Genomic DNA, 24319 nt, shown 5'->3' on the forward strand with positions numbered 1-24319 from the left:
TCTGGCGTTGACTTTTGGCACGCTGTTGAGTTCTCAAGGAACGGACGCTTCCTTTGTACTCACCCTCTCGGGCTTTCCTCCGGGCTTTCGTTCGGTACTTCGTGTTTCCAACCTTACCAGATCCGTTTTCCGTTCCGTTTCCGGTTCGGAGTTTGTTTCTGGTGGCCGTTGGAGTGGCCTTTTGCCTTTCGGCTTGTCCCCGACTTTATCAGAACCATTTCCGCCGACCTAATCGGCTTCGTGGTTCGAAATTCGAATCGAGAGGCTCTCCAGGAAGTAACACCGCCGGAGAGCGAGACAGACGCTAACCGTTGCCAGTGGGTATGTCCACCCGTTGCAACCGTTTGAATCTACCTCCCCACGCCAGCCGTGTCAACAGCTCTTGTGGGGCGGACAGGACAGTACCAGCTCAGAGGGGTCGTACGCACATCACGCGGCTGTGGGGAGCTCCGCGCTGCGGTCGGCCTCGTCGACGTCGCCCTGGTCGCCCGCCCGGGCCGCTCGGCCGCCGAGGACGTAGACGTACGCGAGGAAGGCCAGTTCGGCGACGACCCCGATCGCGATACGGGCCCAGGTCGGGAGGCCGGACGGCGTGACGAAGCCTTCGATCACGCCGGCGACGAACAGGACGAGCGCCAGGCCGACCGCCATGCCCAGAGCCGCGCGTCCTTCCTGAGCCAGGGCGGTGCGACGGGTTCTCGGGCCCGGGTCGATGAGGGTCCATCCCAGGCGCAGACCGGTGCCTGCTGCCACGAAGACGGCGGTGAGTTCCAGCAGGCCGTGCGGTATGACCAGGCCCAGGAAGACGTCGAGGCGGCCGGCCGAGGACATCAGGCCGAAGGCGACACCCAGGTTCAGCATGTTGAGAAAGAGGATCCAGAGGACCGGGAAGCAGAGGAAGGCGCCAAGGACCAGGCACATGGCGGCGGCCTGGGCGTTGTTCGTCCACACCTGGGCGGCGAAGGACGCGGCGGGGTGGCTGGAGTAGTACGTCTCGTACTGGCCGCCCGGGCGGGTCATGTCGCGGAGCTCCCCGGGCGCCGCGATGGCGGCCTGGACCTCGGGGTGGGTGGCGATCCACCAGCCGATGACGGCGGCCACGGCGATGGAGAGCAGTGCGGTGGGGACCCACCAGTGGCGGGTGCGGTAGATCGCGGCGGGAAAACCGGCGGTGAGAAAGCGGGTCGCGTCGCGCCAGGACGCTCGGCGGGTGCCGGTCACCGTGGCACGGGCCCGGGCGACGAGCTGGGTGAGGCGGGCGGTGAGCGTGGGGTCCGGGGCGCTCGACTGGATGAGCGAGAGGTGGGTGGCCGTGCGCTGGTAGAGGGCGACGAGTTCGTCGGCTTCCGCGCCGGTGAGGCGGCGGCCGCGACGCAGGAGGTGGTCCAGTCGGTCCCACTCGGCGTGGTGGGCGGTGACGAAGACGTCGAGGTCCATGATCGGCTGCTGCTCCAGGCCCTGGGTCCGTACGGTCCGTACTGCGCGGCGCGCGCTGCGGGCCAGCTTGGCAGACTGGGGATCCAGGGGGCAGGGGCGGGAGGAGCCGCCATGGGCGGTGGAGGGTGGGTTTCCGGTGAGTGAGCTAGTTACGGGTGACGCGGTCGTACTGGGGCTGCGGCCGGCGAGGCTGCCCAGCCGGGCGCTTGCTCTGGCCATCGACATGGCAGTGGTGTGGACGGCTTACCTGAGTGTGTCGGTGGGCCTGGCGATAGCCACCGCCTCGCTCGACGAGGCGGCGGGCATGGCGATCGCGGTGGCGTCGTTTCTGCTGGTGCTGGTCGGGGCTCCGATCGCGGTGGAGACGCTCACGCACGGGCGGTCCCTCGGGAAGATGGCGTGCGGGCTGCGGGTGGTGCGGGACGACGGGGGGCCGATCCGGTTCCGGCACGCGTTGGTGCGGGGGGCCGTGGGGGTGGTGGAAATCCTGGCAACGTTCGGGGTCGTCGCCTGTATCGCCTCGCTGGTGTCGGAGCGGGGGCGGCGGATCGGCGATGTTTTCGCGGGGACGCTCGTCGTACGGGAACGGGTGTCGGCGGGGCGGGTCGGTGCGGTGCCGCCTCCCCCACCGTGGCTGGTGGGGCGGTTCGCCACTCTTGATCTCTCGGGGGTGCCGGACGGACTGTGGCTCGCGATACGCCAGTACCTGACGCGGATGGGGCAGCTGGATCCGCAGGTGAGCTGGTCGATGGCTGAGCGGCTGGCCGGGGATCTCGCGCAGCGCACGGGGGCGCCGGCGCCGCGGGACGTACCGCCGGCGATGTACCTGGCCGCCGTGGTGAACGAGCGGCAGGCGCGGGACGCGCGGCGGGTGGGAAGCGGTGGAGGTACCGGGGCCGTGGGGGGCGGTGGGGGTGCTGTGGTTGGCGCTGCTGCGGGTGCGGGTGCGGCTTCTGCGTCCGCTTCGGGGGGTTCTGCTTTTGGAACAGGTTCAGGTGCGGCCGCTGGTGCCGGTGCCTGGCCTGGTGCCGGTGCGGGAGCTGGAGCCGGTGCGGGGTGGAGCGCCGGTGGCGGTACGCCGGGTGCCGGTCCCAGTGCCGGTGCGGGGTCGGATGCCGGTGCGGGGTCAGTCACCGGTGCGGACGCCGGAACAGGGTCGGGCGCTGGTTCTCGTACGGGGTGGGGCGCCGGTCCCACTACCGGTGGGGCAGACATCGGGGCGGACGCCGGCTCGGGCTCCGGTCCTGGTACGGACTCGGGTGCGGGGGCTGAGGGGAGTGACTTGCCGGGGGGTCCGGTGGAGGTGCGGCGGGCGCCCGGCCGGACCGGGTTCGCGCCGCCTGCTTAGGGTTGCCGGCCTCCTTGCGACCTCTGTGAATGCGGGCCCCGGTTTCTCCACGGGCTGAGGCTGTACGGGGCGATTGCTTTGCGCCGTCGAAGGCGGCCGCTGTGGTCGGTCTAGCTGCCCCCGACAGAGCGGGCGGGGCGCGGTGCAGCCGTTGTGCGGGCGGTGAAGCGTGGCACGCGGGCCGCGGGCCCGCTCACGCCGCCGGAAGGTCATGCGCCGCACCAGGGTGTCTCGCCTCCGGGGACGGCGTGCGTGGAGGGCGCGTACGGCCCAGGTGGCTCCGTGCTGCGTGTCGAGTGAACTGTGACGGGCCTCGGGGCGAGGGGGCCTCTCGGCGTCGGGGTCAGGGGAAGACCGAGGGTGGGGTTTCCAGGTGTTCGAGTTCCAGGCCGGGGGCTGACAGGACCACGTCGCCGGCGATGTGCACGAGGTGCTGTTCACCGGTGTCCAGGGCGTTGACCTGGTACTCGTCCACCGTCAGGGGGCCATTGTCAGTGGCATGCGCTTCACTCTTCCGCAAGGCCCAGGACTGGTCGATGGTGCGGGGGGCCAGGACCGGGTCGGTGAAGGCGACCAGGCGGACACGGGTGGCGGGGGAACCGGGGGTGAGGCGGAGGAGACGGGTGGTGGCGATGAGGAAGGCGGGGGATGTGCCGGTGAAGGTGTGGGCGCGCGCGTTGCCTTCTGTGGCGTGAGTGCCGGTCGGGTCGGTTCGGACCCAGGTGACGCCGTCGATCGCGGCGCCCCTGACCTGCCAGCTCGCGGCGTGCAGTTCGAGGCGGATGGGGCGGCCGAGTTCGTCGATGGCCAGGTCGACGGACCCGGCGTGGTCGCCCGAGGGGGTGGTGATCTGCGAGACGTAACGCCAGCCGGAGGGGCCGGGGGCGCAGTGGAAGTGTTCTTCGCCGAGGGGGGTGTGGTCGTGGGGGTCGTGGAGCGAATAACGGCCGCGGGGCATGGGTCTCGGGTCCTTAGGGGTCCGACATGGGGCAGGCCCCCGACACGGGGGTGCGGGGGCCTGCCTGCAAGTTACTGCTGCTGAGTGCCGGGCGTACGGCTCAGTAGCGGTAGTGGTCGGACTTGTACGGGCCGTCGACCTCGACGCCGATGTAGGCGGCCTGCTCGGGGCGGAGGGTCGTGAGCTTGACGCCGAGGGCGTCGAGGTGGAGGCGGGCGACCTTCTCGTCGAGGTGCTTGGGGAGCACGTAGACGTCGGTCGGGTACTCCTCGGGCTTGGTGAACAGCTCGATCTGGGCCAGCGTCTGGTCCGCGAAGGAGTTGGACATCACGAACGAGGGGTGGCCGGTGGCGTTGCCCAGGTTCAGCAGGCGGCCCTCGGAGAGGACGATGATCACCTTGCCGTCGGGGAACTTCCAGGTGTGGACCTGCGGCTTGACCTCGTCCTTGACGATGCCGGGCACGGCGGCGAGGCCGGCCATGTCGATCTCGTTGTCGAAGTGGCCGATGTTGCCGACGATCGCCTGGTGCTTCATCTTGGCCATGTCCGCGGCCATGATGATGTCCTTGTTGCCGGTCGTGGTGATGAAGATGTCGGCGGTCTCGACGACGTCGTCGAGCGTCGTCACCTGGTAGCCGTCCATCGCCGCCTGAAGGGCGCAGATCGGGTCGATCTCGGTGACGATCACGCGGGCGCCCTGGCCGCGCAGGGACTCCGCGCAGCCCTTGCCCACGTCGCCGTAACCGCAGACGACGGCGACCTTGCCGCCGATCAGGACGTCGGTGGCGCGGTTGATGCCGTCGATGAGGGAGTGGCGGCAGCCGTACTTGTTGTCGAACTTCGACTTCGTCACGGCGTCGTTCACGTTGATCGCCGGGAAGAGGAGGGTGCCGTCGCGGTGCATCTCGTACAGGCGGTGGACACCGGTGGTGGTCTCCTCCGTCACGCCGCGGATCTCGGAGGCGAGCTGGGTCCACTTCTGCGGGCTCTCACCGAGGGTGCGGTTGAGGAGCGTGAGGATGTGGGCGTACTCCTCGCTGTCCGCGGTGGACGGGTCCGGAGCCGCGCCGGCCTTCTCGAACTCCACGCCCTTGTGGACGAGGAGGGTGGCGTCGCCACCGTCGTCGAGGATCATGTTCGGGCCGCCGGTGGGCGTGTTCGGCCAGGTGAGGGCCTGCTCCGTGCACCACCAGTACTCCTCCAGGGTCTCGCCCTTCCAGGCGAAGACCGGGACGCCGGCCGGGGCGTCGGGGGTGCCGTTCGGGCCGACCGCGATGGCCGCCGCGGCGTGGTCCTGGGTGGAGAAGATGTTGCAGGACGCCCAGCGGACGTCGGCGCCGAGGGCGACCAGCGTCTCGATGAGGACGGCCGTCTGCACGGTCATGTGCAGGGAACCGGTGATGCGGGCGCCGGCCAGGGGCTGGGCGGCGGCGTACTCCTTGCGGATCGACATCAGGCCGGGCATCTCGTGCTCGGCGAGAGTGATCTCCTTGCGGCCGAAGGCGGCGAGCGAGAGGTCGGCGACCTTGAAGTCCTGGCCGGTTGCGACAGTCGTCATGCGGGCTGCTCCTCGTGGATGTGGGTCGAGGTGGGTACGGCTGACTCTGCGGCGGCGGGCATACGAGTGCCCGGGCGCTCGCAGCGCAGTCCGTCGGAGGCCCTCTCTCCCTCGGCCGGCCCACCGGACCGCCCGACCGCCATCAGCAGCGACGTCTGGCTAGGTCACGAATCTACACCGATCGGCCCAGTGATCCCCAGCCGCCCTGGTCAGCAGTACGCCGCCGTCGGCCCGTGCACCTGAGGGCTCTAGCGTGTGGGCGGCACATTCCGGGGAGGGGTTTCGATGCGACAGACGGCAGTGACGGGCGGACGGCGTCCGGGCAGAGGGCTGGGAATCGCGGCAGTCGTGCTGCTGATCGCGGGGGCGGTGCTCGCTGCGGCCGGGCTCGGTCTGAGCCGGGGCGGATACCAGGCCTCCAAGGTCGGCAGCGACAGCATGAGTCCGACGTACCGGCAGGGCGACACGATCGTCGCCGAGGAGATAGCCGGCGACGACGTACGGCGTGGGGACGTGGTGCTCTACGCGGCTCCCGAGCGGATTCCCGGCAGGCTCGTCCTGCAGCGGGTCGTGGCTGTGGGCGGCGACCGGGTGGCCTACCGGGACGGCGACGCGTCGGTGAGGCTGAACGGTTCGCCGCTCGACGAGCCGTATGTGCGCGACGGCCTGGCCGGTGTCGCCGGCGCGGCGTTCGACGTCACGGTCCCCGAGGGGCGCATGTTCGTGCTGGGGGACAACCGGGGGAACTCGCTGGATTCGCGGTTCTTCCTCTCCGAGCGGTCGGGAACGGTCGCCGTTTCCAGCGTGCGCGGCCGGGTGCTGGACGACTGGACGGTGCCGGTGGTGCTCTTCGCCGCGGGCATGGCGGGTGTGCTGCTGTTCCTGACCGGCGGGGGCCTCGGGGCGGCCGCCCTGGTGGTGCGGCGCCGAGGGGTGGCGACCGTTCCGGCCCCGGTGTGGCCGGCCGCGCCGCAGCCTCCGGCGTAGCTGGAGGGCTTGCCGCGGGCGCCGGTAGGCGGGGCCGGCGCGGCGTCCGGCGCAGCGGGAGTCGTGGCGCGGCCTGGGCGTAACAAGGGCCGCAGGCTCCGGCGTGGCCGAAAGCGCGCTGCGGCATTTGGCGTCTTCGGGGTGGTGAGGAGCCGTGCCTGCGGGCTGAGGTGCGACGTCTCGCCTACGCGTTCGGCGTCCCTGGGAGTAGGCGGTGCAGCGGAAGGCCCCCGCCGGTGTGTCGGTGGGGGCCTTCGGTCCGGCGGGGTGGTGTCAGTGGGTGGCGGGGCCGCCGGGGGTGGTCGCCGGGTTCTCGCCGGCCGTCGCGGCGGCCTCGCTGTAGATGTCCGGCTCCAGGTAGATCACCCGGGCGATCGGGACGGCGGCGCGGATGCGGTCCTCCGCCGCGTTGATCGCGTGGGCGACCTCGGTGGCGGTCTCGTCGTGCCGGACCGCGATCTTGGCGGCGACCAGCAGTTCCTCGGGGCCGAGGTGGAGCGTGCGCATGTGGATGACGCGGGTGACCGTCTCGCCGTCCACGAGCGCGGCCTGGATCTTCTCGACGTCCTCCGTGCCCGCCGCCTCACCGAGGAGGAGCGACTTGGTCTCGGCGGCCAGGACGATCGCGATGATGATCAGCAGGACGCCGATGCACAGGGTGCCGATGCCGTCCCAGATGCCGTCGCCCGTGGCGATCGCGAGGCTGACGCCGACGAGGGCGAGGATCAGGCCGACCAGCGCGCCGAGGTCCTCGAGGAGGACGACCGGCAGCTCGGGGGCCTTGGCGCGGCGGATGAAGTCCTTCCACGACAGGTTTCCGCGGGTCTGGTTGGACTCCACGATCGCCGTGCGGAAGGAGAAGGTCTCGGCGATGATCGCGAAGACGAGGACGCCGACCGGCCAGTACCACGCTTCGATCTCGTGCGGGTCGTGGATCTTCTCGTAGCCCTCGTAGATGGCGAACATGCCGCCGACGGAGAACAGCACGATGGAGACCAGGAAGGCGTAGATGTACCGCTCGCGGCCGTAGCCGAAGGGGTGCTGCGGGGTCGCCTCGCGCTTCGCCTTCTTGCCGCCGAGCAGCAGCAGGCCCTGGTTGCCCGAGTCGGCGAGCGAGTGCACGCTCTCCGCGAGCATCGAGGACGAACCACTGAAGAGGAACGCCACGAACTTGGCTACTGCGATCGCGAGGTTGGCGGCGAGTGCCGCCACGATCGCCTTGGTTCCGCCTGACGCACTCATGGGTGCCGGATGTCCCTTCCTTGGTGCCGCGGCCCTGGCGCCGCCGTACGGCCGCACATTGTTGCAGCTTGTCGGGGCGGCGCGTGCGGACGGTACGTCAGGCGGCCACTGTGGCACGGAAGAGCGTGCCCGTACCGGACAAATCAACCGATTCGCGCGCCGGTACGAAGGCTGACTCGCCGGGTGCGAGCGTCAGTTCGCCGGCGCTGACGGTGCCCGCCGTGCACAGCAGGATCTGCGGGGCGCCCGCCGGGAGGGTGCGGGGTGCGGCGCCCGGGGCGAGTACGTGGCGCGAGAGGCGGAACTCGTCGGTCGGCGTGTCGTACACCTCCTCGCCGGTGGCGGACGACGCCTCCGGACGCAGGATGCCGGGGTCGCGGGCCTCGAAGCGGACGACGCGCAGGAGCTCGGGGACGTCGACGTGCTTGGGCGTCAGGCCGCACCGCAGCACGTTGTCCGAGTTGGCCATGATCTCGACGCCGAGGCCGCCGAGGTAGGCGTGCGGGACGCCGGCGCCGAGGAAGAGGGCCTCGCCGGGCTGGAGCCGTACGTGGTTGAGCAGCATGGCGGCGATGACGCCGGGGTCGCCGGGGAAGTGGTGGGCGATGGCCGCGTACGGGGCGAACGCGCCGCCCAGGCGGTCGGCGGCGGCAGCGGCAGCCGTGACGGTCTCGGCCATCTCGGCGCGGTCGGCCGACAGTACGGCGGTGAGCACCTCGCGCAGGGCGGCGTCCTCGGGGTGGGCGTGCAGCAGGTCGACGTACGGCTTGAGGGAGTCGACGTCGAGTGCGGCGAGGGCGTCGGCCGACGCGGCCGGGGTGCGGAAGCCGCAGAGGCCCTCGAAGGGGGTGAGGGCGCAGAGCAGTTCGGGCTTGTGGTTCGCGTCCTTGTAGTTGCGGTGCCGGGCCTCGACCGGGATTCCGGCGCTCTCCTCGGCGGCGTAACCCTCCCTGGCCTGGGCGAGGTTCGGGTGGACCTGGAGGGAGAGGGGGGCGCCGGCGGCGAGGATCTTGAGGAGGAAGGGGAGGCGGGGGCCGAACCTCTCCACGACGGCTTCGCCCAGTTCGGCCTCGGGGGCCGCGTCGATGACGGCCGACAGCGGCTGTTCGCCCGTACCGTCGCCGCGGTCGACGCGGGACGGCGCGCCGGGGTGGGCCCCCATCCACATCTCGGCCTGGGGCTCGCCGGTGGGGGCGGTGCCCAGGAGGGCCGGGATGGCTGTCGTGGAGCCCCAGGCGTAGGGGCGCACGGTGTTCGAGAGGCGGTCCATGGGGCTTCCCCTGGGTGTGGTGACTTCGCTTGTGGTGACCCTTGGCGGTGACGCCGGCGGTGCCCTCGTGGTGACGCTGTTACCCGTGGGGTGCAGTGGTGGTGCCGGTGGTGCCGCGGTCAGGTGCTGGTGTGCGTGCTCATGATCCGCCTGCGGAAGCGAGCGCCAGGTAAACGGCGGCGAAATCCGTGATGGCGAGCATCTCCGCCAGGTTCTCCATCTCGCTGCCGTCCTCCGGCTCGATCTCGCTGATGGCGGTGTCGTGGCTGAGGGCGAGTTCGCGGGCGGCCGGGGCGGCGGTCGTGCCGCCGGTCGGACGGTCCCGCAGGAGCACCACGCGGGCGTGCAGTGCCTGTGCCTCGTTGACGCGGTCGCGGAAGAAGTCGTCGGGGTCGGCTCCGGCGGCGAAGGCTCCGGAGAGCAGTACGCCGTGGGCGGGCAGGGCCTCGGGGAGCTCGGCGGGGAGGGCGGGGCGGCCGGCCAGTTCGGCCAGTACGGCGGCGAAGCGGCGGCCCACGGGCCCGGCGTACGCGCCCTCCGTCCAGATGAGCGGGAGCGAGTCGGCGAGTTCGGACGCGAGCGTCTTGGCCGGGTTTCCGTACATCGCGATGGCCGGGCCGCAGCGTTCCGCGGTGCGGTCGAGGCGGTCGGCGACGAGTCGGAGTGAGTCCGCGGGGGCGGAGATCAGGCCGAGCCGGTCGAAGAGCACGAGCAGCGGGGTCAGGAGCGCCCAGAGCGCCGCGGGGCCGGTGGCCGTGCCCTCGTCGTACTCCTCGTACGGGGCGGTCGCCATCGGTACGACCAGGCCGTGCACACCGTTGACGGATTCGCTCAGCGGGGAGCGCTGCGGGGCCACCGCGACGACCGTGCAGCCGCGGCGGTACGCCTGTTCGGCCAGGACGGCGAGGCCCGGTTCGGCGCCGTCGGGGGTGACGAGGATCAGGAGGTCGACGGAGCCTGCCCAGCCCGGGAGCGCCCAGCGCAGGGCGCCGGCGGCGGGGGCGACTCCGGTGGAGTGCAGGCGGGTGACGGGGCACGCGGCGCCGGCGAGGGTGACCAGCAGGTCGGCCACGCCGTTGGCGGCGGTGCCGGGGCCCGCGATCAGTACGGCCCGGGGGCGGCCCTCCGGTTTGATTTCGGCGAGGCCGGCCTCCGTCGCGTGCCGGGCGGCGGTCCGTACCCGGGCGCCTGCCTCGGCGGCGCCACGCAGCAGGCCGCGGCGGTCGGCGCGGGCCAGGGACTCCGGGTCGTCGAGCAACGACTCGTCGAGCATGGTGCGAGCCTCCGATCGCCGGGCGCGTGGCCTGTGGTGGGGCCCTGCGCGGGGTGGGGTTGGGGCGTTGCGGGCTGGTGCCGGGCGGGACGTCAGGCGGGGCGGCGGGCCTCGTCGACGAGGAGCACCGGGATGCCGTCCCGTACCGGGTACGCCAGGCCGCAGTCGTCGCTGGTGCAGATCAGCTCGGGGGTGTCCTCGGTGGACGCGTCGCTGAGCGGCGCGTGGCACGCGGGGCAGGCGAGGATCTCCAGAAGGCCGGCTTCGAGCGGCATGGGGTGGGTCCCTTCGAGCATGGGGAATACGGGTGCGGATTGGGCCAGGTCAGCCTACCGCCGGGTGGGGGGCGACGCGGGGTGGCGGGGCGCGGGTGTTGGCGGGAGACGACGGGGCGGGGCGCCCGGTGGCGGCTGGGTGCCGCAGGGTGCTGTCGGACCGCGCTGGACATTCCGGGCGCCGGGCCCGCGCGTCCCGTCCCTCCGGACGCCCGCCCCGCGCGTCCCGCTCCGGACGCCGCCCCGCGCGTCCCGTCCCTCCCCCGCCGCGGAGTGCTCCGTCGCGGAGTGCCGGGACGGCGCATCGGGAACGGCGAGGGCGTCGGCGGGCTCAGCGGTCGGTTTCCGGGTTCAGGCGCGGATCAGTGTCAGCGCTTCGTCGCGGGTCCTGGCCATCGTCGGCTCGTCCCTCGCCTCCACGTTCAGGCGCAGCAGCGGCTCCGTGTTCGACGGGCGGAGGTTGAACCACCAGTCGGCGGCGGTGACCGTCAGGCCGTCGAGTTCGTCGATTGTGACGCCCTCGCGGTCCGCGTACGCCGCCTTCACCGCCGCCATGCGGCCCGCCTGGTCGTCCACCGTGGAGTTGATCTCGCCGGAGCCGGCGTAGCGGTCGTACTCCGCGACGAGGGCGGAGAGGGTCCCGTCCTGGCCGCCGAGGGCCGCGAGGACGTGGAGGGCGGCCAGCATGCCGGTGTCCGCGTTCCAGAAGTCGCGGAAGTAGTAGTGCGCCGAGTGCTCGCCGCCGAAGATCGCGCCGGTGCGGGCCATCTCCTCCTTGATGAAGGAGTGGCCGACGCGGGTGCGGACCGGCGTGCCGCCGTTCTCCCGTACGACCTCGGGGACGGACCACGAGGTGATCAGGTTGTGGATGACGGCGCCCTCGCCCCCGTTGCGCGCCAGCTCGCGCGCCGCGACCAGGGCGGTGATCGCGGACGGCGAGATGCCTTCGCCGCGCTCGTCCACGACGAAGCAGCGGTCCGCGTCGCCGTCGAAGGCCAGGCCGAGGTCGGCGCCGGTCTCGCGGACCTTCGCCTGGAGGTCGACGAGGTTCTTCGGGTCGAGCGGGTTGGCCTCGTGGTTGGGGAAGGTGCCGTCCAGCTCGAAGTACAGGGGGACCAGGGTCAACGGGAGGGGCTCGAAGACCGTGGGGACGGTGTGGCCGCCCATGCCGTTGCCCGCGTCGACCACGACCTTGAGGGGACGCATCGCGGAGAGGTCGACCAGGGACAGCAGATGGGCCGCGTAGTCCTTCAGCGTGTCACGCCGCGTGAGGGTTCCGGTGCGGTGCGCGGCCGGGGCGGCCGGCGTCGCCGACCACTCCTCCACCAGGGCGCGGATCTCCGCGAGGCCGGTGTCCTGCCCCACCGGGGCCGCTCCCGCACGGCACATCTTGATGCCGTTGTACTGCGCGGGGTTGTGCGAGGCGGTGAACATGGCGCCGGGCAGCCCGAGGTGGCCGGAGGCGAAGTACAGCTGGTCGGTCGAGCAGAGGCCAATCTCGGTCACGTCCACGCCGCGCGCCGCCGCCCCCCGCGCGAACGCCCGGGACAGACCCGGCGACGAGGGCCGCATGTCGTGGCCGGTGACGATCGCGTCGGCACCCGTCACCTGGGCGAAAGCGGCTCCGAACAGCTCGGCCAGCGGCTCGTCCCACTGGTCGGGGACCACTCCGCGCACGTCGTACGCCTTGACGATCTGCGACAGATCAGCCCGCTCAGCAGCCACGGCCAGCCCCTCCTGAAGTCCCTTTGGTCGGCCCTGAGGCTACCCGTACGGACGAACGGGGGTGGTTTCAGGAGTCCGGGGAGCGCAGGACCCGCAGATGGCCGCGGCGCGCGACCTCCATCGGGTCGGCGGTGCGCGCCCCGCCGCTCGCCTCCGCCGCGCGCTCGTGCGGCCGGGCGGCCTCGCGCACGGCGTTGGCGAGTGCTTCGAGATCGTCACCGCTCGGGTGCGCGGGGGCGGAGCCGTCGACGAGCCGCAGGACCTCCCAGCCGCGCGGCGCGGTCAGCCGGTCCGAGTGCTCGGCGCACAGGTCGTAGCAGTGGGGCTCGGCATAGGTGGCGAGCGGGCCGAGGACTGCGGTCGAGTCCGCGTAGACGTACGTCAGTGTCGCGACGGCAGGGCGGCCGCACGCGGTGCGCGAACAGCGACGTACAGGGCTCACGAGGTTGGACGGTACCGCACTCTTGAGCGGGCCGCGACGACTCTCCCCCACGTCACTCCACCGTGTCGCGGGTCTCGTCCCGTCCCAGGCGCCCCTTGTGCAACTGGCTTGACCTGCGCGGGGACCCACGCGCACAGCCGGTCACCGGACCGCGACCAGTCGCCACTTGGGGCAAATGCCGTCAAGCGCCGCGAGATCGACGGTCGCGTACGGGCCTGAATTCGAGCCCAACCTTGGCTGGAATGCTCAATATGCGACATGCCCTCTGCCGCCCGTCCGGCGCGGCGGCACCGCCGCGATGAGGGCTACGCTGCGTCAGTGATGGACAGTCCCGTACCTCCCCTCCCCACCGGCCCGGGGCCCCGGCGGCGCGACCGGCACGGTCGCGGCATGCGCGGCCCGGTGGCGCCGCCGCAGGTGCCCCTCTCGACCAGCAGGGCCGCCGCCTTCGGCGATCTCGTGCAGGACTCGGTAGAGCGGCTGGAACGGCGGTGGCCGCAGCTCGCCGAGGTCGACTTCCTGGTGCTCGACGTGCCGCCGGCCGGCGGCGGCGACTCCGACGGCTGGGCCGCCGAGTCCGTGCCCCTGGGCGGGATGATCGCCGCGACGAGCGCCCATCCGGCGCGGATCGTCATCTACCGGCGGCCCGTCGAGATCCGGACCAAGAACCGGGACGAGCGGGCCATGTTCGTGCACGAGATCGTGGTGGAACAGGTCGCCGAACTGCTGGGCCTGTCACCGGAATCGGTCGATCCGCGGTACGGGGACGAGGAGGGCGACGGCTGACGCCGTCCGCCCCCGCCCGCCGCGCGGTCAGTCGTCCAGTACCGACAGGTCCTGTTCCGCCTCCGGCACCGAGACCGTCCCCCGGTCGTCCGGCATCGTCTGCACGGTGAACATCGGGATGCCGTCCTCGGGCAGGGCGAGCACGCGCGACGCGTGGACCGGACCGCCCGACCGGGGTTCGACCGTCAGCGCGTACGAGCCCTTGAGCCCGGACGGCACCGGCGGCTTCGTCACGGCGAGCGTCGTGCCGGCCGCGATCTTGTAGGTCTTGGTCACGGGTTCCCCGCCGCCGCTGCCCGCCGACGCGGTGACCCGGACCTCGGCCGCCTTGCCGGGCGCGGTCAGCGACAGCACCGAGCCCTTGGACCTGTTGTCGGCCACCGTGGCCCTGTCCCCCACCTGCCTGGTCGCCGGGATGTACGCGATCTCCTGGGCGGCGCCCTTGCCGCGCGCCACGCGCAGGGCGGCGACGATCGGAGTGGGGCTGCTCTGCGCGACCGGGTCGAGCAGCAGGGAGGCCGCCTCCCCCTTGGTGATGTCGGCGAGGTCGACGGCCATGGACATGCCCGCCTTGACGTGCAGGTTCTCGTGGCCGGCCGGGGTGATCGTGCCGGTGGGGCCCGCCAGCCGCAGCTTGAGGTCGGCGTCCTCGTCACCGGGCGCGAAGACCACCAGGCGTACGGACGTCGCGTCCGCCGGGATGCCGGGCAGCACCGCGGACGCGGACGCCTCGGCGGACGCGGCGAGCCAGTCGCTGCCGTCCTCCTCGTCGATGGCCTGCACGACGGCTCCGACGCGGCCGGTGCGGGTGGTGACGTGGACGCTCACGTTCTCGGCGCGGTCGGCGGTGAGCGTCGACAGCAGCACGGGGACGCTGGACCTGGCGGGGACCGTGATGCCCTCGCCCGAGTCGGACTCCAGGACGCCGTCCTGGCCGTAGAGCTGGATGTCGGCGACGGCGGCCGTGTCGTCGGGGTTGGTGAGGTGTACGTAGTCCTGCCGCTCGGCGGCGGTGCTCGCGCCCGGGAACCAGAAGCTGGTGTCGGGCGGCGTGCAGCTGACTCCGAGCAGGCCCCTGCCCTGGCCGGCGGTGACCTTGGTGGTCTGCTGGACGGTCCAGCCGGGGGCCAGTGGCCCGTCGGCCGAGCCGACGAGGGCGGGGGCCTCGGCGGTGTTCGCGTCGGCGGTCCGGGGCTTGCCCGGTTCCGTCAGCGACAGGACCGGCTTGCTCGCGCCCTTGTCGCGGGCCTTGCCCTTGTCGCCGTCGCCGGCCTTGTCCTTCTTCGCGTCCTTGGGGTCGTCCGAGGCCGCGAGCGTGGCGTCCGTCGGGACGAGCTCGGCGGAGCCGCCCTTGGCGCCCGCGCCGCCCCTGCCCGCCGGGGTGAACGACGTGTACGCCGTCTCCGCGACGTCGGACGAGCTGGGCGCGGGGCACAGCAGGCTGGAGCGCTCCACCGGCATCCGCGCCGCGGTCTTCGCGCCGCCGTCGGCCGCGGCCGGTCCGGCGCCGTCCGGTGCGGACACCGCGGCGAACCCGGTGACCGCGGCGAGGGCGGTGGCGACGGCGATCAGGGAGAGGGTGGTGCGGTTCATCGGTTGTCGCTCCCGTCGGGACGCTGCTCGGGCTCGTTGCCGTCGGCGTAGGGCTGCTGCGGCTGCTGTCCGTAGCCGTACGGGTCGTACTGGCCGTCCTGGTACGGCTCGGCCGCCGGGTACCGGCCCTCCGGGTACGCGCCCTCCTGGTACTGGCCCGGCTGGTACGGGTCGGCCTGGTACTGCCCGCCGTCGCCGTAGCCGCCGGCCTGGTACGGGTCGGCCCCGTACTGCTCGCCGCCGTAGCCCTGCTGCTGCTCCTGGCCGCCGTACGGCTGCTGCTGCCCGTACTCGGCTCCCGCGTAGGACGCCGGGTCCCACTCGTCGTACTGCTGCTGGCGGGGCACGGACGCGTACGCCGCGTCGCTCCCGTCCTGCCGCTCCGGCTGCGGCTGCGGCTCGGCGTACGGGTCGGCGGCCGGCGGGGGCGGGACCTGTTCCCCGGCCTGCTGGGCGTCGTCGAGGGGGGCGTCGGCCTGCGCCGCCGCGCGCAGCCTGCGGGCCCTGCGCCCCTCGCCCTCGACCGGCTGCGCCGGGACCTCGTACTCCTCCTCGGGCAGGTCGTCGTCGACCTCCCGGCGGCGGCCCGGCAGGGCGAGCACGACGAGGAGCAGGGCGAGGCCGACCTGGGTCCAGATCCACACCCTGTGGGTGACGGGCGCCTCGTAGGTGAGGTCGAGCCTGCCGCCCTCGGCAGGCAGTACGAAGCCCTGCGCCCAGCCGTCGACGGTCTTCTTGTCCAGGACGCGGCCGTCGAGGGCGGCCTGCCAGCCCTCGGCCGCAGAGTCCGCGATGCGCAGGACGCGTCCCGCCTCGCCGGCGGGGATCTTCGTGTGCGCCTCGACCGGGCTCGACGCGACGGACAGCGGCTCGCCGCCCTCCGCGCCGGGGACGATCACGGCCCGCGCGACCTGGCGGTCGACGCGCCACAGCGCGCTGCCGTCGAGCTGGCTCAGCCGGCTCAGTCCGGGCGTCGAGTCGAGGACGCGGCTCATGGAGCGCGGCGCCCCGTCCCGGACGAGGACGTACCGGACGGCGTACCCGCCGAGCTGGTCGGCCTGGTCGGCGCCGGAACCGGCGACGAGGTTCGAGACGATCTTGTCGAGCCGGGGGCTGCCGCCGCCGGCCTCGGTGAGCTCGCCGTCGCCCAGGCGGGCCCCGGATCCGCGCACCAGCGTGTACGAGACCTTCGCCGCGGACGTGCCGCCGAGGACGAGGGTGCGGGCCTGGTCGCGGGTGCCGCTCTCCTCCGCGACGAACGCCGGCACCTGCACCGGGTCGCGCCGCTCCAGCGGTCCCGCGGCGCCGCCGATCATCCATCCGGCGGCGGCGAGCAGGGGTCCGGCCGCCGCGGCGAAGGCGATGAGCACCGCGACGGGCTGGCGCCAGCCGAAGCTCTGGGTGGCGACGCGTTCGCGCGCGCCGTCCGCTCCGAGCACGGTGGCGCCGATGAGCGCGAGACCGTAGACGAGGGTCGCGGGGCCCGCCCAGCCGCCCCCGGCGCTGTTGGCCAACGCGGCGAAGAGGAGGGAGACGAGCGCCACGGCCCACGCCGTGCGGATGGCGAAGGTGCGCTCACCGCGCAGCAGGGCGGCCAGGGCCGCGAGGACGACACCGACGAGCAGCAGTCCGCCGGCCGCCTTGGGGCCGCCGGGGCTGGTGCCGAGCAGGTCGAGCGCGCCCGCCGGGCCCGTGCCGAAGTCGAGGCCCGCCTCGCGGAAGAAGGCGGAGGGGCCGGTCAGGAGCGAGAGCGACCAGGGGGCGAGCATCAGCACGGGGGTGCCGAGCGCGGCGAGGAAGCGCAGCGCGTACGCGGTGATGTCGCCGCGCCGCAGCACCAGTACGCCGATGCCGAGGACCAGGGCGATCAGCCACACGATCGGCGTGAACGCCGTCGCCAGGGTCAGCAGGAGCGCGTACGCCCACACGGCGCGCCAGCCGGCCCGCCCGCCCCCGGCGCGCAGACCGCTCGCGGAGACGGCGCACCGCGCGATGAGCGGCAGCAGGACGGCCAGCACGGCCGTGCCGAGCCGCCCGGTGGCGAGGGCTCCGGTGGCGGCGGGCAGGAACGCGTACGCCACGGCCGCCCAGGCGCGCAGCAGCCGGGACTCGACGAGCGGGCGCGAGACGAAGTACGCGGTGAGGCCGGCCAGCGGCACCGAGCAGACGAGCAGCACGGTGAGGGCGAGCCCCGTGGAGCCGAGGAAGACGGCCGAGAGGCCGGCGAGCACGGCGAGGTAGGGCGGGGCCGTCTGGGTGCCGCCGGTGCCGATGGGGTGCCAGGCGTCGGCGTAGCGCGACCAGAGGCCCGACACGTCGTCGGGGGCCGGCAGCAGGGCGCCGCCCGCCAGCGAGCCGCCGCCGAGGAGGCCGCGGCAGGCGATGAGCGAGACGAAGAGGAGCAGGAGGAAGAGGACGGGGCCCGGCTTGCGGGCGATCCGCTTCAGCCGCGCGAACTGCTCGATCTCCATGTAGTCGGCGTCGTCGCCGCCGGGGCCCGACTCGACGACGCCGTGCCGTGAACCGGAGGCGGATTCGGGCTCGGAGCGGGAGCCGAAGCTGCCGGCGACCTGTTCGACGGTGGCTCTGACGGTGGCGCCGGCCGGCGGGAAGAGCGGTCGCAGTTCGCTCGCCTCGACCTTGCCCTTCCCGCGGCGCTTCCTGGCCGCGAGGATTTTGCCGGGGCGCAGCAGCGTGCCCATCAGGCCGGTGACTTCGTCGACCGCCTGCCCGGGCGCCTTGCCGAGGAGGTAGGCGACGGTGCGCAGCAGCGTGCCGAGGACGAGGCGCAGCATGACGTACGGCAGGGCGGGGCCCCGCGCGTTGACGAGCATCGCGTAGACGGCGCCGGCCTTGTCCACGCGGTGCGGGTTGGCGACGGAGCGCCCGGCGCAGTCGATCGGCCTGCGCTCGCGCGCGGCGGCCTCTGCGTGCCGCAGTACGGCGTCGGGGGCGACGAGGACGCGGTGGCCGGCGGCGTGGGCGCGCCAGCACAGGTCGACGTCGTCGCGCATGAGGGGCAGCCTGCGGTCGAAGCCGCCGAGCTCCTCCCACACGTCGCGGCGGATCAGCATGCCGGCGGTCGACACGGAGAGCACGGAGCGGACCTGGTCGTGCTGGCCCTGGTCCTGCTCGCGCCGGTCGAGACCGGTCCAGCGGCGGCCGCTGTTGGCGATGGAGACGCCGACCTCGAGCAGCTGCTTCCTGTCGTACCAGCCGCGGAGTTTGGGGCCGACGATCGCGGCGTGCTCGTCGGAGTCGGCGACGCGCAGCAGTTCGGCGAGGGCGTCCGGCTCGGGCGCGCAGTCGTCGTGCAGCAGCCACAGCCACTGCACCGGCTCGCCGTGCGGGAGTTCGGGCATGTCGTACGCGTCGTCGCGCCATGTCCTGCTCACCGGGTCCCAGCCGCTGGGGCGCTTCAGGTACGGCAGGTCCTCGGGCGTGAGCACCTGGGCGGTACGGACGGCCTCGTCGACGGCCGTTCCGAAGCCGGAGCGGCGCGCGAGGTGCAGTACGCGCTCGGGACCGATGGCCTCGGTGACGAGTTCGGCGGAGTCGTCCGCGCTGCCGGTGTCGGCGGCGACGACGTTCTGCACGGGGCGTTCCTGCCCCAGCAGTCCGGCGAGGGCGTCGGGCAGCCAGCGCGCTCCGTCGTGGGAGACGAGCACGGCGGTGACGACATGCCGGGGGAACTCGGGAGCGGCCGCCGCGTACGGCGCCGACGTTTGGCTGTGCACGGACATCGGGGTACGGGCCCTCCGGCCGGGGTCCGGGGGTCGCCCCCCGGAAGGCTGCTGTCTGACTGCGTCGACGCGCGCGACCCGTGGGGGCGTTGGTGCGTCTCGGACAGCGCCCCACACTAACGGCTGGGCAACACAACGGTCCGCCGCCTGCGGCCTGGGGCCGGGCGACGGACCGGTTGATACCTGCACGCTTGTGCCATTTGATCGATACGCGTCGAGCGCGGTGCTCGGGTGCGACCGGGTCGGGCGGATCGCGGTCAGACGGCCGCCTTTTTCAGTCGTCGGCGTTCGCGCTCCGACAGACCGCCCCAAATACCGAACCGTTCGTCGTTGGAGAGCGCGTACTCGAGGCATTCCGAGCGGACTTCACAGGCGAGACAGACCTTCTTGGCCTCGCGGGTGGATCCGCCCTTCTCGGGAAAGAAGGACTCCGGGTCGGTCTGGGCGCACAGAGCGCGCTCCTGCCAGCCGATTTCCTCGTCCGCGTCCTCGACCAGCAGTTGCTGGAACAGCTCGGTCATGTGCGCCCCTCGTCTGTCTTTTGCAGTCCCCGTGCTGTAGTCGTTGCCGTTTTCGGCCGAACGACACGAGTGAAATTACAAGTGTGCGGATCCGGGGCAGTCAAGCCGAGATCTGCTATTGAGCCGGTTATTCACTCTGCGGAACCAAAGCTTTGCGGAAAGTGTTCAAATCGCCAAAAACGGTGACACATGCCACCGACTCATCCACACCCCCTCCGCTACCCCCTCATCAAGCTGAGATGCGGCGGGGTTTGATCTTGTTGCGGTCGGCGCGCGGAAGCGATCGGGATCACATCGCGGGTCGCGTCTCGCGTCCACGTCGCGCCGGTTTGCGCCGGTTGCACCGTGCGCGACCCCTTGACGACGTTTGCGTGCGGGGTTGTTGCGGCATGTGTCCGCACCCCCTGTTGCACAAACCTTTCTCCGGATGCACTACCCGGATGAGGTGAAACATTGCGGCCAAAACGGTCATCCAGTTGACAGCGAGTGAGCGACCAGGTCTCCTTGAACCCATGCCGATGACCGCAGCGCTCCCCCGCACCCACACCCGTGGGCCCCGTGGCGCTGCCCAGGTCCGGTTCGGCGCTTCGTGTTCCTGTTGCTGTTGTTCCAGCTGTTGAAGCCTTCGCGCTCCAGCTGACTCTCCGTAGCGATCCGCTTCCGGTCGCTGCACCTGTCTCGCGTCCGCGTCTCGCGGCATCTCTTCCTGCGACACCCCAGCACTCATGCCGAGGAACCCCCGCACCATGAACAGCGACAGCGACCTCCAGATCGCCGGCGACATCCTCGCCGTCCAGCACCTTCTCCAGCCCGCCCGCGAGCACCCGGCGACCGTCGCCGAGTTCGCCGGCCTCGCCCGCTCCATCGCCGCCGACCGCGCGCAGTGGGAACACCTCGTTTCGTACGACGCCACCAGCCGCTGGTACCACCGGCTGCGTACCGGACCCGGGTATGAGGTCTGGCTGCTCAGCTGGGTGCCCGGTCAGGGCAGTGGTATGCACGATCACGGGCCTTCTTCCGGCGTGCTGACCGTCCTCGCGGGCGAGTTGACCGAGCACGCCGGCAAGGGGCGGGCGCCGCGCACGCTGGGGGCGGGTGCGCAGCGGGTGTTCGCGCCGGGGTACGCCCACGACGTCGTCAACGACGCGCTGACGCCGGCCGTCAGCCTGCACGTCTACTTCCCCGGACTCACCGAGATGCCGATGCACGCGGCGCGGTGCTCGTCCCCGGCCGCCCAGGATGTCGTACCGGCCTGACAGATCCCGGGCGGCCCGGGGCGTCGTACCGGCCGGACAGATCCCCGGCGGCCCGGGGCGTCGTACCGGCCGGACAGATCCCCGGCGGCCCGGGGCGTCGTACCGGCCGGACAGATCCCCGGCGGCCCGCGATGTCGTACCGGCCTGACAGACTGCTGTGCATGCGCATTGTGGTTCTGGCAGGCGGTATCGGTGGCGCTCGCTTCCTCCGCGGCCTCAAGTCGGCCGCGCCTGACGCGGACATCACCGTCATCGGCAACACCGGTGACGACATTCATCTGTTCGGGCTCAAGGTCTGCCCCGACCTCGACACCGTGATGTACACCCTCGGCGGTGGCATCAACGAGGAGCAGGGCTGGGGGCGTGCGGACGAGACCTTCCAGGTCAAGGGCGAACTCGCGGCGTACGGCGTGGGGCCGGAGTGGTTCGGGCTCGGCGACCGCGACTTCGCGACGCACATCGTCCGTACGCAGATGCTCGGCGCGGGCTATCCGCTGAGCGCGGTCACCGAGGCGCTGTGCGAGCGGTGGCAGCCGGGGGTGCGGCTGCTGCCCATGTCCGACGACCGCATCGAGACGCATGTCGCGGTCGACATCGACGGGGAGCGCAAGGCCGTCCACTTCCAGGAGTACTGGGTGAAGCTGCGCGCGTCGGTGGACGCGCAGGCGGTCGTGCCGGTGGGCGCGGAGCAGGCGAAGCCGGCGCCGGGGGTTCTGGAGGCGATCGGTTCGGCCGACGTCATCCTCTTCCCGCCGTCCAACCCGGTGGTGAGCATCGGGACCATCCTCGCCGTGCCCGGCATGCGCGAGGCGATCGCCGACGCGGGGGTGCCGGTGGTGGGACTCTCGCCGATCGTCGGCGACGCGCCGGTGCGGGGTATGGCCGACAAGGTGCTGGCCGCGGTGGGGGTCGAGTCCACGGCCGCGGCGGTCGCCCTGCACTACGGGTCAGGGCTGCTGGACGGGTGGCTCGTCGACACGGTGGACGCGGGCGCGGTGGACGAGGTGGAGAGCGCGGGCGTCCGGTGCCGGGCGGTCCCGCTGATGATGACCGACGTGGAGGCTACGGCCGCCATGGCCCGGGAGGCACTGGCACTGGCGGAGGAGGTACGGGGGTGAGCTCGGGGGGTGCGGGGGCGGTGCGGGGTGGGATGCCTGTGCCGGGTGGGGAGGCGGTGCCGGCTGCGGAGGCTGTGCCGGGTGAGCTTGCGGTGCCGGAGGCGGTGCCGCCGGGCGCGGTGACTGTGCCGGGTGCGGATGTGGTCGCTGGTGCGGACGCGGTGGCGGGGTTTCGGGTGTGGGCTGTTCCGGGGATGCCGGAGGTCCGCGGCGGGGACGACATCGCACAGTTGATCGCCGCCACCCGGCCCGGGCTCGTCGACGGCGACATCCTGCTCGTCACCTCGAAGATCGTCAGCAAGGCGGAGGGCCGTGTCATGGCGGCGGCCGACCGTGAGGCGGCCATCGACGCGGAGACCGTGCGCGTGGTCGCGCGGCGCGGCTCCCTTCGTATCGTCGAGAACCGCCAGGGGCTCGTGATGGCCGCGGCCGGCGTCGACGCGTCGAACACCGCTGCCGGGACCGTGCTGCTGCTGCCCGAGGATCCGGACGCTTCGGCGCGCCTGATCCGGGACGGGCTGCGGGACGCGCTCGGCGTGGACGTGGGCGTCGTCGTCACCGACACGTTCGGGCGGCCCTGGCGCAACGGCCTGACCGACGTGGCCATCGGTGCCGCGGGGGTCCGGGTCCTCCACGATCTGCGGGGCGGCACCGACGCGCACGGCAATCCGCTGAACGTCACCGTCGTCGCCGTCGCGGACGAGTTGGCCGCGGCCGGCGACCTGGTCAAGGGCAAGGCCGAGGGGCTGCCGGTCGCCGTGGTGCGGGGACTCGCCCATCTCGTGGGCGGCGAGGACGGCAGCCGCGACCTCGTCAGGTCGGCGGCCGACGACATGTTCCGGCTCGGGACGTCGGAGGCCGTACGGGAAGCGGTGACGCAGCGGCGTACCGTGCGGGAGTTCACGGACGAGCCGGTCGATCCGGCGGCGGTACGGCGTGCGGTCGCCGCCGCGGTGACGGCTCCCGCGCCCCACCACACGACGCCGTGGCGCTTCGTGCTGGTGGAGAGCGAGGCGGCGCGGGTGGCGCTGCTCGACGCGATGCGCGACGCGTGGGTGGCGGATCTTCGCGCCGACGGGAAGTCGGAGGAGTCGATCGCCAAGCGGGTGCGGCGGGGGGACGTGCTGCGCAACGCGCCGTACCTCGTGGTGCCGTGCATGGTGATGGACGGCTCGCACACGTACGGGGACGCGCGCCGGGACGCGGCGGAGCGGGAGATGTTCGTGGTGGCCGCGGGTGCGGGTGTGCAGAACTTCTTGGTGGCGCTGGCCGGGGAGCGGCTGGGGTCGGCGTGGGTTTCGTCGACGATGTTCTGCCGGGATGTGGTGCGGGGGGTGCTGGGGTTGCCGGAGGGGTGGGATCCGATGGGGGCTGTGGCGGTGGGGCATGCGGCGGTTGCGCCGAAGGAAAGGGCGGTGCGGGACTCTGCGGTGTACGTGGAGGTGCGGTAGCGGGGGCTGGGCTCGGGGGTGCTGGGACGGGTCGGCCGGGGCTTTGGGTGCTGTGCCAGGGCTTTGGCACTGAGCCAGGCCGGGGCCTTGGGGTCGGTGCCGCGCCGGGGCGTCTCCTCGGGTGTCGAACCTTCGGGCAGCGCTGCGGAGCGTTCGTGGCGGTTGCGTTCGACACCCTGCGGGGAGCGCCCCGGCACGTCCCCTCCGGCAGCGTCAGGTGTGGGGCGGGGCCGGCCTCACGGCATGGGAGGGACAGGGCGGGGCGGTGACTCCCCGTTGCGTTCGTCCGGTCAGAGGGCCGCGATGTTGCCCGGGGTCATTCGGGGGGCGCGGCGGGGTGGGGTTCGGCCTGAGAGGAGGATCAGGCGGGCCGCGCGGTGGCGTTGGCCGGCGTACGGGGCCAGGAGTTCGAGCATGGCGTCGTCGTCCGCGTCGCGGTTGCCCGCCAGGGCGTAGCCGACCGTGCTCGGCAGGTGGTAGTCGCCGACGGAGACCGCGTCGGCGGCTCCGTTGCTGCGTTGCAGGGTCTCGGCGGCCGTCCAGGGGCCGATGCCGGGGATCAGTTGCAGGCGGGCCGACGCTTGTTCCAGGGGCATCGTGGACGCCTCCTCCAGGCGTCTCGCCACCCGTACCGCGCGCAGGATCGTGGCGGAGCGCTTGCTGTCCACGCCCGCGCGGTGCCACTCCCAGGACGGGACGAGTGCCCAGGTCCTCGGTGCGGGCGTGACGTACATGCGGCCGTCCACCGGGCCGGGGGCCGGCTCGCCGTACTTGCGGATCAGCAGGCGCCAGGCGCGGTACGCCTCGTCCGTGGTGACCTTCTGTTCGAGGATGGAGGCGATCAGGGACTCCAGGACCAGGCCCGTACGGCCCAGCCGCAGGCCCGGACGGCGGCGCCAGGTCTCGGCGACGACGCGGTGGCGGGGTACGAAGGCGGAGGGGTCGTCCAGGGAGCCGAGGAGGGGCGGCAGTTCGTCCAGGAGCCAGTCGGCGCCCTCGCCCCAGGCCGTCGCCTGGACGGCGCCCGCGTCGGCGGTCACCCGCAGGGTGCCCGGGCCGGCCGGTGTGCGGCAGGTGCGCCAGAAGGCGCCGTCGGCGGTCGCGCGGAACGTGGGGTCGGCCGGACCGCGGCGGAGCGGTCCGAGGACCAGGGCGAGGTCGAGCGGTCCCGGCGGGGTCCAGATGCGGGTGCGCGCGGCCGGGACGGGCGTGGTCTGGCGCGGGACGGGCGCGTTCGTCGCCGTGTCACCGCCCCGCACCGAGGTGCGGGTGACGGGGCGGGGCGCGAAGCGGCCTGACACGGGTGTGGTCCTTGGGTCGGGGGGTGCGTGGGCTC

General features: G+C 72.7%; 19 protein-coding genes and 1 pseudogene. 7 read left to right on the top strand and 13 right to left on the bottom strand.

Annotated elements, in window-relative coordinates; genetic code table 11:
- Positions 1-232 (top strand): hypothetical protein (locus ACWGH0_RS05700; RefSeq protein WP_453402870.1); only part of this gene is annotated, 232 nt, incomplete at its 5' end.
- Positions 233-429: 197 nt separating this feature from the next.
- On the opposite strand, the gene ACWGH0_RS05705 is transcribed toward ACWGH0_RS05700, so the two are convergent.
- A complete protein-coding gene (locus ACWGH0_RS05705) occupies positions 430-1437 on the bottom strand; it encodes a stage II sporulation protein M (protein WP_453402871.1) in 1008 nt (335 codons plus the stop codon).
- A 136-nt stretch (positions 1438-1573) separates the two neighbouring features.
- Between ACWGH0_RS05705 and ACWGH0_RS05710 the strand changes: the two are divergent.
- Positions 1574-2593, top strand: a pseudogene (locus ACWGH0_RS05710) (RDD family protein); the annotation flags it as partial.
- A gap of 535 nt (positions 2594-3128) precedes the next feature.
- Here ACWGH0_RS05710 and ACWGH0_RS05715 read toward each other — a convergent pair.
- Together ACWGH0_RS05715 and ahcY are read right to left on the bottom strand one after the other, a co-directional pair.
- Positions 3129-3743: a hypothetical protein gene (locus tag ACWGH0_RS05715; protein ID WP_453402872.1), complete on the bottom strand. Its 615-nt coding sequence runs from the start codon at positions 3741-3743 to the stop codon at positions 3129-3131.
- 100 nt (positions 3744-3843) lie between these two features.
- Entirely contained in the window at positions 3844-5301 is a 1458-nt protein-coding gene (gene ahcY / locus ACWGH0_RS05720) for an adenosylhomocysteinase (RefSeq protein WP_453402873.1), read from the bottom strand.
- A 285-nt stretch (positions 5302-5586) separates the two neighbouring features.
- Here ahcY and lepB point away from each other — a divergent pair, with 285 nt between their 5' ends.
- Positions 5587-6288 carry a signal peptidase I gene (gene lepB, locus ACWGH0_RS05725; protein ID WP_453402874.1) on the top strand — a complete coding sequence of 234 codons (702 nt, stop codon included), beginning with the start codon at positions 5587-5589 and terminating at the stop codon, positions 6286-6288.
- Positions 6289-6561: 273 nt separating this feature from the next.
- On the opposite strand, the gene ACWGH0_RS05730 is transcribed toward lepB, so the two are convergent.
- The 6 genes from ACWGH0_RS05730 to ACWGH0_RS05755 all read right to left on the bottom strand — a co-directional run bounded on the left by ACWGH0_RS05730 (position 6562) and on the right by ACWGH0_RS05755 (position 12515).
- Positions 6562-7530 carry a cation diffusion facilitator family transporter gene (locus tag ACWGH0_RS05730; protein WP_453402875.1) on the bottom strand — a complete coding sequence of 323 codons (969 nt, stop codon included), beginning with the start codon at positions 7528-7530 and terminating at the stop codon, positions 6562-6564.
- A gap of 97 nt (positions 7531-7627) precedes the next feature.
- Complete coding sequence (gene manA, locus ACWGH0_RS05735; protein ID WP_453402876.1) at positions 7628-8800, bottom strand: mannose-6-phosphate isomerase, class I; 1173 nt, start codon at positions 8798-8800, stop codon at positions 7628-7630.
- A 139-nt stretch (positions 8801-8939) separates the two neighbouring features.
- On the bottom strand, positions 8940-10073 hold the full coding sequence (locus ACWGH0_RS05740; RefSeq protein WP_453402877.1) for an SIS domain-containing protein: 1134 nt from the start codon (positions 10071-10073) through the stop codon (positions 8940-8942).
- Between the two features lie 92 nt (positions 10074-10165).
- Positions 10166-10348 (bottom strand): Trm112 family protein, encoded by a 183-nt coding sequence (locus ACWGH0_RS05745; RefSeq protein ID WP_453402878.1) that lies wholly within the window; start codon positions 10346-10348, stop codon positions 10166-10168.
- A 351-nt stretch (positions 10349-10699) separates the two neighbouring features.
- Positions 10700-12073, bottom strand: a complete 1374-nt coding sequence (locus ACWGH0_RS05750) for a phosphomannomutase/phosphoglucomutase (RefSeq protein WP_453402879.1) — start codon at positions 12071-12073, stop codon at positions 10700-10702.
- A gap of 67 nt (positions 12074-12140) precedes the next feature.
- The gene (locus tag ACWGH0_RS05755; RefSeq protein WP_453402880.1) at positions 12141-12515 is read right to left on the bottom strand and encodes a DUF3499 domain-containing protein; all 375 of its coding nucleotides are present in this window, start codon (positions 12513-12515) and stop codon (positions 12141-12143) included.
- A gap of 321 nt (positions 12516-12836) precedes the next feature.
- Between ACWGH0_RS05755 and ACWGH0_RS05760 the strand changes: the two genes are divergently transcribed.
- Complete coding sequence (locus ACWGH0_RS05760) at positions 12837-13301, top strand: metallopeptidase family protein (protein ID WP_453403003.1); 465 nt, start codon at positions 12837-12839, stop codon at positions 13299-13301.
- Between the two features lie 27 nt (positions 13302-13328).
- Here the strand turns inward: ACWGH0_RS05760 and ACWGH0_RS05765 are convergent, their stop codons facing one another.
- The 3 genes from ACWGH0_RS05765 to ACWGH0_RS05775 all read right to left on the bottom strand — a co-directional run bounded on the left by ACWGH0_RS05765 (position 13329) and on the right by ACWGH0_RS05775 (position 19158).
- A complete protein-coding gene (locus tag ACWGH0_RS05765) occupies positions 13329-14894 on the bottom strand; it encodes a DUF5719 family protein (RefSeq protein ID WP_453402881.1) in 1566 nt (521 codons plus the stop codon).
- Positions 14891-18637, bottom strand: coding sequence for a glycosyltransferase (locus tag ACWGH0_RS05770; protein WP_453402882.1), 3747 nt, complete (start codon positions 18635-18637; stop codon positions 14891-14893). The genes ACWGH0_RS05765 and ACWGH0_RS05770 overlap by 4 nt, the downstream gene beginning before the upstream one ends.
- A gap of 257 nt (positions 18638-18894) precedes the next feature.
- Entirely contained in the window at positions 18895-19158 is a 264-nt protein-coding gene (locus ACWGH0_RS05775) for a WhiB family transcriptional regulator (protein ID WP_028810740.1), read from the bottom strand.
- Positions 19159-19904: 746 nt separating this feature from the next.
- Here ACWGH0_RS05775 and ACWGH0_RS05780 point away from each other — a divergent pair.
- The 3 genes from ACWGH0_RS05780 to ACWGH0_RS05790 all read left to right on the top strand — a co-directional run bounded on the left by ACWGH0_RS05780 (position 19905) and on the right by ACWGH0_RS05790 (position 22983).
- Positions 19905-20414: a cysteine dioxygenase gene (locus ACWGH0_RS05780; protein ID WP_453402883.1), complete on the top strand. Its 510-nt coding sequence runs from the start codon at positions 19905-19907 to the stop codon at positions 20412-20414.
- Positions 20415-20575: 161 nt separating this feature from the next.
- Positions 20576-21532: a 2-phospho-L-lactate transferase gene (cofD, locus tag ACWGH0_RS05785; RefSeq protein WP_453402884.1), complete on the top strand. Its 957-nt coding sequence runs from the start codon at positions 20576-20578 to the stop codon at positions 21530-21532.
- A gap of 32 nt (positions 21533-21564) precedes the next feature.
- Positions 21565-22983 carry a coenzyme F420-0:L-glutamate ligase gene (locus ACWGH0_RS05790; RefSeq protein ID WP_453402885.1) on the top strand — a complete coding sequence of 473 codons (1419 nt, stop codon included), beginning with the start codon at positions 21565-21567 and terminating at the stop codon, positions 22981-22983.
- A gap of 290 nt (positions 22984-23273) precedes the next feature.
- Here the strand turns inward: ACWGH0_RS05790 and ACWGH0_RS05795 are convergent, their stop codons facing one another.
- Positions 23274-24284, bottom strand: a complete 1011-nt coding sequence (locus ACWGH0_RS05795; protein WP_453402886.1) for a DNA-3-methyladenine glycosylase family protein — start codon at positions 24282-24284, stop codon at positions 23274-23276.
- Positions 24285-24319 lie beyond the last annotated feature (35 nt).

It is taken from the genome of Streptomyces sp. NPDC054887 (genome assembly GCF_053610585.1).